This window comes from Candidatus Aquicultor sp. (assembly GCA_036504445.1).
Taxonomy (GTDB): Bacteria; Actinomycetota; Aquicultoria; order Aquicultorales; family Aquicultoraceae; genus DASXVE01.
In genome coordinates this window covers 139,896-152,575 of sequence record DASXVE010000025.1, presented here as the reverse complement: position 1 = coordinate 152,575, position 12,680 = coordinate 139,896, and the positions used below count along the sequence as shown (strand labels likewise).

The 12,680-nt window shown below is 42.9% G+C and carries 11 protein-coding genes; all 11 read left to right on the top strand.

The window, feature by feature from the left end:
* Window positions 1–4: 4 nt before the first annotated feature.
* The 11 genes from VGK02_08230 (at window position 5) to VGK02_08180 (ending at window position 12,676) form a co-directional block, all read left to right on the top strand.
* Window positions 5–1,417: an amidase gene (locus VGK02_08230; GenBank protein ID HEY3375031.1), complete on the top strand. Its 1,413-nt coding sequence runs from the start codon at window positions 5–7 to the stop codon at window positions 1,415–1,417.
* A gap of 100 nt (window positions 1,418–1,517) precedes the next feature.
* A complete protein-coding gene (locus VGK02_08225; protein ID HEY3375030.1) occupies window positions 1,518–3,227 on the top strand; it encodes a hypothetical protein in 1,710 nt (569 codons plus the stop codon).
* Window positions 3,217–4,710, top strand: coding sequence for a hypothetical protein (locus VGK02_08220; protein HEY3375029.1), 1,494 nt, complete (start codon window positions 3,217–3,219; stop codon window positions 4,708–4,710). Before VGK02_08225 ends, VGK02_08220 begins: the two co-directional genes overlap by 11 nt.
* 114 nt (window positions 4,711–4,824) lie before the next feature.
* Window positions 4,825–5,721 carry a hypothetical protein gene (locus VGK02_08215; protein HEY3375028.1) on the top strand — a complete coding sequence of 299 codons (897 nt, stop codon included), beginning with the start codon at window positions 4,825–4,827 and terminating at the stop codon, window positions 5,719–5,721.
* Between the two features lie 93 nt (window positions 5,722–5,814).
* Window positions 5,815–6,792 carry a GDP-mannose 4,6-dehydratase gene (locus VGK02_08210; protein HEY3375027.1) on the top strand — a complete coding sequence of 326 codons (978 nt, stop codon included), beginning with the start codon at window positions 5,815–5,817 and terminating at the stop codon, window positions 6,790–6,792.
* On the top strand, window positions 6,789–8,000 hold the full coding sequence (locus tag VGK02_08205; protein ID HEY3375026.1) for a glycosyltransferase family 4 protein: 1,212 nt from the start codon (window positions 6,789–6,791) through the stop codon (window positions 7,998–8,000). The genes VGK02_08210 and VGK02_08205 overlap by 4 nt, the downstream gene beginning before the upstream one ends.
* A 40-nt stretch (window positions 8,001–8,040) precedes the next feature.
* Window positions 8,041–8,481: a hypothetical protein gene (locus VGK02_08200; GenBank protein ID HEY3375025.1), complete on the top strand. Its 441-nt coding sequence runs from the start codon at window positions 8,041–8,043 to the stop codon at window positions 8,479–8,481.
* Window positions 8,474–9,601, top strand: coding sequence for a DegT/DnrJ/EryC1/StrS family aminotransferase (locus VGK02_08195; GenBank protein ID HEY3375024.1), 1,128 nt, complete (start codon window positions 8,474–8,476; stop codon window positions 9,599–9,601). Before VGK02_08200 ends, VGK02_08195 begins: the two co-directional genes overlap by 8 nt.
* Window positions 9,601–10,362: a class I SAM-dependent methyltransferase gene (locus tag VGK02_08190; GenBank protein HEY3375023.1), complete on the top strand. Its 762-nt coding sequence runs from the start codon at window positions 9,601–9,603 to the stop codon at window positions 10,360–10,362. Before VGK02_08195 ends, VGK02_08190 begins: the two co-directional genes overlap by 1 nt.
* Entirely contained in the window at window positions 10,350–11,546 is a 1,197-nt protein-coding gene (locus VGK02_08185; GenBank protein HEY3375022.1) for a glycosyltransferase family 1 protein, read from the top strand. Before VGK02_08190 ends, VGK02_08185 begins: the two co-directional genes overlap by 13 nt.
* 152 nt (window positions 11,547–11,698) lie before the next feature.
* On the top strand, window positions 11,699–12,676 hold the full coding sequence (locus VGK02_08180) for a hypothetical protein (protein HEY3375021.1): 978 nt from the start codon (window positions 11,699–11,701) through the stop codon (window positions 12,674–12,676).
* Window positions 12,677–12,680: the final 4 nt, after the last annotated feature.

The following is a 12,680-nucleotide window of genomic DNA, read 5'->3' as shown; positions in this document are numbered from 1 at the left end:
AGCCATGTTGACAGAGAGTATCTTCTTAGATAAGAGTATCGCCCAAATACATGAAGGCTATAGAGAAAAATCAATCGATCCAATAGAGATCGCCAACATATGTATAAACAGGATTGAGGAGCTTGATTGCTATTATCATGCATGGGTTTGCTTCGATAAGAACAAGCTCATGCAGCAGGCGGCAGAAGTAAGCTGTTGTGCCCTAAAAGGTGATGTAATACGGCCGCTTGAAGGCATACCGATAGCCATTAAAGATATTATGAACACCCAAGAGTTCCCAACTCAAATGGGGAGCCCTCTGTGGAAGGATTTCACACCCGGCAACGATGCACGCGTGGTGTATTATGCAAGAAACGCAGGTGCAATCATTCCGGGCAAAACTGAGACTGCAGAATTTGCTGTTCATACGCTTGGCAACACTTTAAACCCATTTGACCCACTACGTACACCCGGCACATCATCCAGTGGTTCTGCCGTGGCAATAGCGCTCGGCATGGTTCCTGTAGCGCTCGGCACTCAGACTGCGGGGTCGATTGTCCGCCCAGCAAGCTTTTGCGGGGTATACGGATGTAAGCCTTCATTTGGGCTTATCCCACGCACAGGTATGCTAAAGACGACCGATAGTTTAGACACCATAGGGTTTTTTGCAGCTTACTTCGAAGATCTGCAGCGAGTTTTTGAAGCCCTACGAGTTCATGGTCCTAACTACCCTATGAGTTATAATGCTTTACGAGATACGGAGCGTCAGAATAAACCAGCAAATCGTCCATGGAAAGTCGCATTGGTCCGAACTCACACCTGGGAATATGCTGATAATTACGCAAAAGAAGGTTTGTTGAATTGGGCGAAAGCCTTGGATTGTGACCATGACATTGAGATTGTTGACGTGGATTTACCTGTGATTATGGAACGCGCACATTTGGTGCACGCTACAATTTACAATAAGACTTTATCTTACTATTTTAGAGAAGAGTTTAAGAAATCTGAGCTTGTCTCGCCAATAATGAATGACCTGATCAAGCAAGGGAATGAGATAACAGTTGCCCAATATCACCAGGCATTAGAGGATCAGAATGAGCTTGCGCATGTGATGGATGAGTTTTTCAATGATTACGATATTCTGATTTCGCTAAGTACAGCAGGTGAGGCGCCAATACGGGAAGAGGTTGAGAGCCCAGACCCGGCCTTGATGTGGACAATGACTCATCTGCCCGTTATTAGTGCGCCAGTTTTTACGTCGCCGAACGGTCTACCGTTTGGTGTGCAATTAGTGGCGAGAAGGTATAATGACTATCTACTATTTAAGTTTGCTGATTATCTACGTTTATTGAATCATGTTCCAGCAAATGTAGATAGACTTACTGGCATGAAGGATACTATTAAGAACAAACTAAGCATCACATCCACTTTAGCATGAGATACTCGTGCGTCTGTTTGTAGATAATCTTAGTATTACGATCTAGCCCTATAGTAGTAACACTGGGGACGGAATAGCTTACGATGTATTAAGGATTAAAATGGGTCTTCTAGGCGTTATCCGAAATACCTTTAAGAAGGATGAAGAGAAGCAGCGTATAAAAAGCCTAATAAAGCAGGCGGATATCTCGTCGGATACTACCAACACAATATTATTTTGGGTACCTGGCGGTATGCCTTTGATGCTGCACATCGAGGGTGCCATAGCGTTAGCTCTCAAGTTGAGAGGCTATAATGTTCATGCAGTCATTTGTGATGGTGCCCTCCAAGCTTGCGTCAAACGGGAGGCTAGCGATGGTATCCCAATTAATGTTTGGAAACATGCATGCAAGGAATGTCGTACTCAAAACAGCCTGGTCCTTGATAAGCTAAATATTGGCTTTTCCTATATTGGCGATTTTGTACCACAACATGTGCGCTCAAGATTGTTAGATGAGGCTAAATCTTTAACGTGGGAGTCGCTTGATAGTCTTACATGTGACAGTATTAATATTGGCAAAAACGTCCGTTCATCTATAATGCGCTACCTCAAAGGTGGAAATCTCGCAGGCCATGAGTTAGTAGTCCAAGAATATGGATATAGCGGGCTCGTGGCAGCTACAGCAGCCCTTTCAGCGATTGAGTGCATTAAGCCTTCTCAGATATTTATGTCTCACGGTACGTATATAGATTGGGGTCCTGCTTTGCAAGAAGCGTTAGCTGGCAATATTCCAGTAATAGCGTGGATGGCATCGTATTTGCGAGCGCGTTTTTATTTTTGCCACGTAGAGGATATTGCACGAATCGACTTCCATAATCTCGGTGAGAATGTATGGAGAGAACAGAGAAGCCTTAGTATGACACAATTTCAGGATGCCCGGTTAGATAAGTTCTTAAACGATCGCTACCAAAAGCAAATCAGCTTTGACATGAAACATTTCAAAGAATATAAGGGCGAAGTCGATCTTTTGCGTAGGCAATATGGCCTACTAGATACTAAGCCCATATGGGGGATCATGTCACATATCAATTGGGATGCTGTTGCCGATTACGCTCCCATGGCATATGAAACTTTTGATGAATGGATTCTCGATACGCTTAACGAGGTCGTAGAGATTCCAGGTGTGCAATGGCTTATTAAGATACATCCAGCTGAGGCATGGGATAGTCCAGAAAATGGGGTTCAGCAGTTGATACAAAAGCATTTCCCAACGCTTCCTCCCCATGTAAGAGTAATTAATGCTGAAGATGAAATCAGTCCTCTCGATTTTTTCGAGTTGATAGATGGTGGCATTACGGTTTATGGCACACCGGGCTTGGAGCTAGCGCTCCAAGGCAAACCTGTAGTTTTAGCCGGTGAAGCTCATTATGGTGGCAAAGGTTTTACGTATGATGGCCTTAGCCCTGAATCTTATCGACGGCTACTAAGGGAAGCGGCGTCATTAAAACCACTAAGTAAAGAACAGCAAAGGTTAGCACGTAATTATGCTTATTGCTATTTTATCCAGAGGCAGATTCCGCTAGCCATTGTCGATGATCCGGAATCTGCCTGGTGGCAATTTCAATTCAGTAAGAGTAATTTATTGTTGCCTAAAGAAGACCCTTTTATCGATTTCATATGTAGTAGAATAATAGATGGCAAAGATTTCGTTATGGATGAGGAGCTGGTTAAGTTATCTGAATTACGCGATGAGGCAGCCATCATACTGGCTGAAAACGCTGGTCTGGACATACAAGCTCTTGAAACGGTTGAGGAAAATAATGCTGTCTGAGGAGCATAATACTCTAATACCCATAGTTGGTTATGACAATAATGGCACCGTTTACGACGGTGGAGGATTTATAGTAAGAAAACTAGCCCCTGGGTATCTAGACATCGCAAAGGGTATCTTCGACCTATATAAAGAATTGGATTTAAAGCGGTACGGTATTGTTGACACCGACTTTATTGAAACGGACAGATTGTTTCACCACAGAAAGTATATTATCTCATATCCCTTTGAGTGGACGGCGAATATGTTTAAGGATGCAATCATGTTCCACTTGAACTTATTACTTGAGTTAGAAAAGCACAGTTTAACGCTTAAGGATGCACTGCCTAGTAATATTGTTTTTGATTTCTGCAAGCCGATTTTTGTCGATTTCTTGTCTATTGTTCGTAAAGATAAGCTACAAAATGAATCCTGGCTCCTAGATGGCACAAATTATTCCGATCCAAGGTTTGCAGTGTTTGATAGAATGTTTAATCCGTTTATGCTGGTTCCTTTGATGGAAATAGCCAAGAATGATTACGCCTCGGCACGGAGCATGCTCTCTGAGAGAGCATGTAATTGTAGTGGCACCGCACCCCGGTGGGATGATCTGTATCCAAGCTCTGCCTTAAGCTCGCTCAAAATGTTAGCAAAGAACCTGCCCAAGCGTGCTCTTGGGCGTAGCGTAGAACCTAATATTAATTACCGCAGGGTTGCAGAGGTACGCCAGCTTATCAGCACGAAAGAGAGGCTTAGCTTTGCCGATTTTACGCGCAAAATGCTGGAGTTTGTTGCGGATACAGAGGTCACTCCACCTAAAAGCGCCTACGTATCATATTACGAGAATAAGAGTGAGGCCTTTGACATTACTAATCAATCGAGATGGGAGAACAAGCACAAGAATGTCTATTCTGTAGTAGCTAATGCTAAACCGAAACGAGTTCTGGATTTGGGTGCAAATACAGGATGGTTCTCAATCCTTGCCGAGAAGCTAGGGGCCGAGGTTATTTCAACCGATATAGATGAGTCTTCAGTTGATTCTCTCTACTTATATTCGAGAGACAATAAACTGAAAATACTTCCTCTGGTATTATCATTTGATGATTTGACCAAAGAGATTTTTGGCGTTACTTACGACGAAACTGGCTATAAAGGGCGGGATTTCAAAACCAATCCGTTGTTTATGCCAGCCACGGCACGATTTAGGTCAGACTTAGTATTGTGTTTAGGCCTCATTCATCACTTAGTTTTAGGTGAGGGGAAAGAGATAAGTGAAACATTCAAGATCCTGTCGAAGTTGAGCCAAAAGGTTCTCGTATTAGAATATGTCGATCTGAACGATGAGCTGATTAAGAACGAGCCCTCTTTCTTTAAAAATTTAAGCAAATATACGGAAACCAATTATAATATAGAAGTAATGATTAATGCCGGAAAGCAATATTTTAAGGATGTTCAGGTATTGGATTCGCACCCCGAAACAAGAAAGTTGCTGATTTTTAGTTGAAGCAGGAGCCAAAGTAAATAAAGAACAAGTGGGTCTTTGAGGATTTCAGCAACTTTGTGCTGAGATCGACATAAAAATGTAAGTTTGAGTAGATTTCTTTCATAGGAGAGGTTCATGGGCATCTTGGGTAGAGTTATGGGAAAATTGCTAGGCAAAGTAACGCAGAAGATCAGCGCAGAAATGAATAATCCCTCTTTACAGGCATACAATCAGCAAGCGGCACAGAGGCGTTTGTATCTGCACTACAAAATGCTCTGTGAGAATGAACAACAACTTCCGAAATTTCAAGATACCGGGTTTAGGGTTTATTCCCAAACCGATGAGGACGGGCTCCTGCTTTACGTTTTCTCTTTAATAGGATTTACGAACAAAGTATTAGTCGATATAGCTTGTGGGACACCATACGGGGCGAATACAACTAACCTAATCTGCAACTGGGGTTTTACGGGATTATTAGTTGAAGGAAGCGAGGAAAACGTAGAAACGACAAGAAGATTTTTCGCATCACATCCGGATACCTATATATTTCCACCTAAGGTGGAGTGTTCGTGGGTAACTGCAGAAAATATTAACGATATTTTGTATTGCAATGGTATCTCTGGTGAGATCGACTTACTTTCGCTTGATGTCGATGGGGTCGATTATTGGCTTTGGAAGAATCTATCTATCATACAACCAAGAGTTGTTGTTATAGAAGCTGCAACATTCTGGGGAAAGCAGAGGTCCGTAACAGTTCCATACGAGCCAAAATTCAATCGTTTTGATACCCATCCTGATTACATGGGTGCCTCAATATCGGCGTTTGTTAAACTTAGTCGCGAGAAGGGATATCGTCTAGTTGCTTCGAACCGCTTCGGTTATAATATATTTTTTGTTCGCGATGATATCGGAACAGAGATGCTCCCTGAAATATCAGTAGAGGAGTGTTTCCATTTCGCGCCACTCGATTTAGAGCAGAGGAGAGAGGCGAGACTGCAAAGTGTAATGGATTATAATTGGATTGAAGTGTAAAGCTACAGGGGCTAGCCTAGAACCTACTTCTAGAAGCAGCCACGATATATGTCTTTGTGACTGCCATTAGGCAATAAGAGTTAGAAAGTTTAAATGAAAAAAGCGCTTATCACAGGTATAAACGGTCAGGATGGGTCCTATTTAGCGGAGCTGTTACTTGCAAAAGGCTATAAAGTACACGGCATAGTCAGGCGTGAGGCTATCGAGGATTCGGCTCACAGATTAAGAAATATTGCTCATATTCTTGATAGGATAACGCTTCATGTTGGTGCGGTCGATAATCATCTATTTATATATAAGACCATAGGTCAAGTGAAGCCAGATGAGTGTTATCATCTGGCAGCTGCGAGTTTTGTTAGCTATGCTTTTGATGATGAAGAATCAGTCTTATCAAGTAATTTCGATTCAACTCATTTTTTGTTAGCTTCAATTAAAGAATTAGCCCCTGAATGTAAATTCTATTTCGCCAGCTCAAGTGAGATGTTCGGTGACGCCGATGTCTCACCGCAGAATGAGCGTACTGCCTTTAATCCCAGATCAGTATATGGCATTTCAAAGGTATCTGCGCATTATCTAGTTAAGAATTATCGGCGTCAACACGGCTTGTTTGCTTGTACTGGTATCTTATACAACCATGAATCACCAAGGCGGGGGTATGAGTTTGTCACTAGAAAGATTGCTTCAGCGGTAGCTAAAATCTACTTAGGGCTAGATGATAAGCTCGAGCTTGGCAATATTGAGGCAAAGCGTGACTGGGGATATTCGCCGGAGTACGTAGAAGCGATGTGGCGAATGCTAAACCACGATAAGCCAGATGATTATGTAATTGCGACGGGGCGGTTACGTAGCGTAAAAGAATTTCTAAGCACTGCATTTTTTGTAGTTGATTTGAAATACAAAGATTTTGTTAAAATCAACCCCACATTTTTCAGGCCCGATGAAAAAGTCTCATTAGTTGGTGATTATTCTAAGGCATTGGCTATCTTAGGCTGGAAGCCAAGGAAAACAATAGAAGAGATTGTCGAAGAGATGGTGCTCTCTGAAATCAAATTACTAAAGGATGCGAAATGAAAGTCCTGTTCACAACACCAATTCTAGAACATCCAGCTGCTGGCGGGCCTCAGCTACGGATTGAGAACTCGATCAAGGCTCTCTCAAGAGTTAGTGAGTTATATGTGGTATCGAGAATCTCCAGGCACTACATAGGCGGTGTTGAGGCGGAGCGATTCTATCGTAAATATAGTAAAGAGTTCATGTATGCTCCATCGGCCGTGGAGTTTCACAACAACCGTTACATAAGACTAATGCAAAGGGCGTATCGGAAACTCTTTGGTAATAAAGGTGATGCTCAATTTATCGTTGATTTCATTAGGAAGAACGACATAGACGCAATTTGGTTTGGTTACGGCAATATTTCGTTTCCGCTTATTAAAGAAATAAAGCAGATAATGCCTGATCTGAAGCTGGTCTGTGACACCGATAGCGTATGGTCAAGGTTTGTTCTAAGGGAGCTTCCATACGAGAGCGATCCTACTCGTAAGGCGGAGATTGAAAAGGCAGGAAGAGAGAAAGAACAAGAGGAAAAGGAATGGGTCAATCTTTGCGAGGTGACTACAGCCGTTTCGGAGATTGATGCTGATTATTATAGGGGTTTAGCAATAGACCCCAGTAGAATAAGAATATTCTCGAATGTTATCGACCTAAATAGCTATAAGGCTACACAAGTACCACCTGCAGAATTTAAGAAACCATGCATGTATCTTGCGGGGTCTTTTGGTCCGAAAAGCGCCATGGATAAAGCTGCACGGTGGGTAATTGAACATGTATTGCCAATCGTAAGGAAAAGTATACCAAATATTCATTTCTACATCGTTGGCAGGGGGTCAAAAGAAACACTTGGCGATGTTAAAGACCCAGACATAACAATAACCGGAAAACTACCCTCAGTACTCCCTTATCTTTTCAATGCAGATGTTGCGTTGGTTCCACTGAAATTTGAATCGGGCACACGCTTTAAAATTATGGAGGCAGGTACTTGTGGCATACCTATTGTTTCTACAACGCTAGGCGCCGAAGGCATTCCTGTTACAGATGGTCAGGATATTATTATTGCAGATACGCCAGAGGAGTTTGCATCAGGTATAATTAAAATTATACAAAATAAAGAGCTAGGCGAAAAACTAGCACAGGAGTGTATGAACCTGATCCAAGAACGCTACAGCGTTGAATCGCTGGCTCAAGAGGCAAAGGAGATATTGGGGTATCTTGAGGTACTATAATTCCTGGTGTCGGCCGAATATGTAAAGAAAGGGGTGACTGATGATTAAACAAATTACCCATAATAATCGGCTTCTCTCGATCATTATTAGTAATAGGTATAATGAGCCGGGGATCTCTTTCTTTACCCCTGAGGACTTTTCACAGCAACTTGCTTATATGTGCCATCCAACAGGTAAGATCATTCAGCCACATGTTCACAATTCTGTACATAGAGAGGTATTCTATACACAAGAAGTGCTTTTTTTGAAAAAGGGCAGGCTACGTGTTGATTTCTACGATGAGGATCAGAGCTATCTAGAGAGTCATGTTCTGGAAGCCGGCGACGTGATTCTTCTTGCAACCGGTGGCCATGGTTTTGAAGTTTTAGAAGAGATAGAAATGATTGAGGTAAAACAAGGCCCTTATGCCGGCGAACAAGACAAAACTCGATTTGATGGCATCCCATCAGATCAGACTAAATTGAGTGGTGAAAGTGAATAAGCCGATTCCAGTCAACGAGCCGCTACTCGACGGCAACGAAAAAAGGTATCTTAATGAATGCATAGATACAGGTTGGATATCTTCTGAAGGTCCGTTCGTAAAACAGTTTGAGGAGCGTTTTGCTGCCCAAGTCCATCGCAAATACGGGATAGCTGTAAGCAATGGAACTGTGGCACTAGAGGCAGCCGTAGTCGCCCTTGGATTAGGTAAGGGCGACGAAGTAATTATGCCTACATTTACGATAATCTCTTGTGCCGCTGCGATTGTACGTGCTGGAGCCGTTCCTGTTCTTGTGGACAGCGATCCTGAAACATGGAACATGAATGTTAACCAAATTGAATCGAAAATAACCCCCCGCACTAAGGCAATTATGGTGGTCCATATTTACGGGCTGCCGGTTGATATGGACCCAGTCAGCGCACTCGCTGATAAATATGATCTCAAAATAATCGAAGATGCAGCAGAAATGCACGGGCAGATATATAAAGGGCGACCGTGCGGAAGCTTCGGTGATATTAGCATATTCAGCTTCTATCCAAACAAGCACATTACAACAGGTGAAGGCGGGATGATCGTAACCGATGATGCGGGTCTTGCTGAGAAATGCCGGTCTCTTCGCAATTTATGTTTTCAACCGCATAAGCGGTTTCTGCATGAGGAGCTTGGCTTTAATTTCCGACTAACGAATTTACAGGCTGCTCTAGGTTTAGCTCAACTTGAACGCTTAGATGAGTTTGTTGAGCGCAAACGTCGCATGGGCAGAAAGTATAATGAGCTTCTTGCCGATGTAGTACAGCTTGAGCTCCCGCTGCAGCATACTGATTATGCGGAGAATATCTATTGGGTTTACGGTATTGTATTGAAAGATCAGGTGCCTTTTGATGCCAATGAGGTGATGTCTCGTCTGGCAGATCACAAAATTGGCACCAGGCCATTTTTCTGGCCTATGCATGAGCAGCCAGTTTTTCATAAGATGGGTTTATTTATTGGTGAGCGCTATCCTGTGGCAGAGCGCATAGCCCGACGCGGGTTTTACATCCCAAGTGGTCTCGCATTAACCGATGGCCAAATAGACAGTGTAGCTGAAAGATTGAGAACAATCACTAACGGAGTAGATTGATGGGCGTCTTTAACAAATACTCGTATTATTATAACCTGCTATATCGAGACAAAGATTACGCTGGCGAGGCTGACTATATTGATAGCCTGGTAAAAGAATATAAGCCGGATGCTAAGATCATACTGGACCTCGGCTGTGGCACGGGGCGACATGCCGCTCTGTTGACTAATAAAGGTTATACGATTCACGGGGTAGATATCAGCGAAGATATGCTTGCCGTCGCTAACGAGCAAGCAGATAGCGAGCGCCTTACCTTCACTCTTGGCGATGTAAGGTCTGTTCGCCTCAATAAAGTGTTTGACGTTGTAGTCTCACTCTTTCACGTCATGAGTTATCAGGTCGCCAATGAAGACTTATTAAATGCATTTGCTACAGCTTATAATCACTTAGATAATGATGGTGTATTCATCTTCGATTGTTGGTATGGGCCAGCCGTTTTAAGCGACCGACCTGTTATTAGAACCAAGCATCTTGAGGACGAAGCTGCAGAAGTTACCAGGCTTGCGGAGCCGGTTATGCATGCGAATGAAGATGTTGTGGATGTAAATTATTATGTAAAAATCCGTGATAAGCAAAATGGTACCATTGAAGAGCTCAGAGAAACGCACAGGATGAGGTACCTCTTTAAACCAGAGATAGATTTAATGCTTGAGCGAACTGGTTTTCATGTCGAGGGGTTTTTTGAATATATGACCGGCGACAAACCAAGCTATGATACCTGGAACGTTTGTTTTGTAGGCAGGAGAGCATGCAAAAGATAGGTATCTTTTTAGAGGCAGCACCTTATTATGGGGGAGGATACCAATACGATCTAGCGATTCTTCATGCGTTAGCCGCTTTACCAAGAAGTCGCTTTGAAATTGTCGTTGCTTATTCCGACCCAGCCTGGTCGGAAATAATCATGCCCTATGCGTTTGAGGCTGTGATGATCCCATCTACATTTCCTGGCCTAAGAGGAAGAGCGCTTGCCAAGGTAGGAAGACTACTTGAGCGGTGGTGGGATAAATATAATTTGCCTGTGGCTTGGTGGCGCAATATCGCGCACTATCTCCATCCAGTCGCTAGGACCTTGGTGGTACAGCAATGTCATCTATGGATATTCCCATCCCAGGATGCATGGAGCTACAAAGTAAAAGTACCCGTACTGGTCACCATTCACGATTTGATGCATCGTTATCAGAGCTGCTTTCCAGAGGTATCTGAAAATGGCCAATATGAGTATCGTGAGAAGCTATACTCAAATATGTGTTGGGTTGCTAAAGGAATCCTCGTTGATTCTGAGTTAGGGCGACAACAGGTACATGAATGCTATAACATACCCAAGGAACGGATTTATGTTCTACCATTTATTCCACCACATTACATCTTTGAAAATAACGCTGCACCTGATTTTGATACGAAATATGCTTTGCCAAAGAAATTCATCTTTTATCCTGCGCAGTTTTGGCAACATAAGAACCATATAAACCTTATTAAAGCAGTTGCATTATTAAAGGACGAAGTACCTGATATTGGTCTCGTTCTGGTTGGTTCGCAAGAGAAAAATGGCTATAAGCAAGCAAAGCAATTAGTCGGTGAACTTGGGCTCAATAATTCTGTTTATTTTATGGGGTACGTTCCGAACCAAGATATGCCTGAGTTTTATAAAAGGGCGCGAGCGTTAATAATGCCTACTTACTTTGGGCCAACAAATATTCCACCACTTGAGGCGTTCGTTCTTGGGTGTCCAGTAGCCTGCTCCAATATTTTTGCGATGCCAGAGCAGGTTGGTGATGCTGCTATTTTGTTTGGTCCTGAATCGGTCAGGGAAATCGCAGAAAGTATTCACCGACTTTGGGTTAATGATCAACTATGCAAAGGGTTGGCTGAAAAGGGCAAGCTGCGGGTATCAAGCTGGGGGCAGACCCAGTTTAACCAGAGATTTCTCGAAATTATCGAACAGTGAGCTTAAGTAAACCTACCGCTCCCGAATTATTCGGTGGCTGCTAAGCTAGGACCTTAAAGCTGGGCTATTGTTGGTTGACAGTATTATAAGTGCCATATATATTTGTAGCGTTGGTTGTTTACTAAAGGCCATTTTGTCGAGTTAATTTGCTAATGAAAAAGAAACCCCGAATAAGTTTTGTAGTCGCCGTCCAAGGCAATAACCAGGATAACAACTACATAAAACGTAAGATCAATTATTTCAGGGAAACCCTATCCCAGCTCTGCAACCGACATAGTTTGGATGCAGAGCTTATTATCGTTAACTGGAATGCGCAAAATAGTCGAATAAGTTCAACGCATCCAGATCGGCCTTCCAGCCCCATGCTAAATGTTCGGATCATTACTGTGCCACCTGAAGTTCACAACAGCTTCAGAAATTCCGACACTATGCATTTCTTTGAAATGATAGCAAGAAATGTTGGCATACGCCGGGCTAGAGCACCTTTTATTCTAGCTACCAGTCTGAATGTGGTTATGCCTGAAGAGTTAATAGCTTTTTTGTCAAAAGAACACTTGAAACCGGATCGCATATATTCGCTCTACCGTCATAAGACTAGTTCTGAGATTATACAAAAGCCAGTATGCCAGGAGCAGGCAAAAAACCCGTTTCGTTGGAGATATGCTTTGAATTGGCTCTCTATTCAGCCAGCAATCAGGCGTGCTAAGCATGTGGCTAAGCAGCAGATCAATAAGCCGTTCTCGAGGCCACGCCAGTATATTCACGATGATGTTTGCTCAGATTTCATATTGATGGCAAAGGATGCGTGGGAGAAAACTAGGGGGTATCCCGAGCTACCTGTGTATCCACTATATCTGGATAAAGCTCTCCTTTATACAGCGGTTAGTCTTGGCTACAAGCAATTAGTACTTCAGGAATCAATCCGGCTTAGCTACATAGATCAAGATTCGTCTGTCCTAGATCTTCCGCTCAAGGAGAGGTTAGATATGTTTATTGGCATGCCATGGCTTGATATTAATCTATGGGGTCAGTTAAAGCACCACTATATCAGCGGCGGAGAACCCATTTTGTTAAATGAGTCAGATTGGGGATTGGCACAGCATCAACTTATGGAGACCGTTCTTAAGTAAATTA

Bases quoted from the DNA above. Each gene is read 5' to 3' on its own strand.
- VGK02_08210 (HEY3375027.1), top strand. From the start codon at position 5,815: ATGAAAAAAGCGCTTATCACAGGTATAAACGGTCAGGATGGGTCCTAT.
- VGK02_08200 (HEY3375025.1), top strand. From the start codon at position 8,041: ATGATTAAACAAATTACCCATAATAATCGGCTTCTCTCGATCATTATT.
- VGK02_08205 (HEY3375026.1), top strand. From the start codon at position 6,789: ATGAAAGTCCTGTTCACAACACCAATTCTAGAACATCCAGCTGCTGGC.
- VGK02_08185 (HEY3375022.1), top strand. From the start codon at position 10,350: ATGCAAAAGATAGGTATCTTTTTAGAGGCAGCACCTTATTATGGGGGA.
- VGK02_08180 (HEY3375021.1), top strand. From the start codon at position 11,699: ATGAAAAAGAAACCCCGAATAAGTTTTGTAGTCGCCGTCCAAGGCAAT.
- VGK02_08220 (HEY3375029.1), top strand. From the start codon at position 3,217: ATGCTGTCTGAGGAGCATAATACTCTAATACCCATAGTTGGTTATGAC.
- VGK02_08215 (HEY3375028.1), top strand. From the start codon at position 4,825: ATGGGCATCTTGGGTAGAGTTATGGGAAAATTGCTAGGCAAAGTAACG.
- VGK02_08190 (HEY3375023.1), top strand. From the start codon at position 9,601: ATGGGCGTCTTTAACAAATACTCGTATTATTATAACCTGCTATATCGA.
- VGK02_08225 (HEY3375030.1), top strand. From the start codon at position 1,518: ATGGGTCTTCTAGGCGTTATCCGAAATACCTTTAAGAAGGATGAAGAG.
- VGK02_08230 (HEY3375031.1), top strand. From the start codon at position 5: ATGTTGACAGAGAGTATCTTCTTAGATAAGAGTATCGCCCAAATACAT.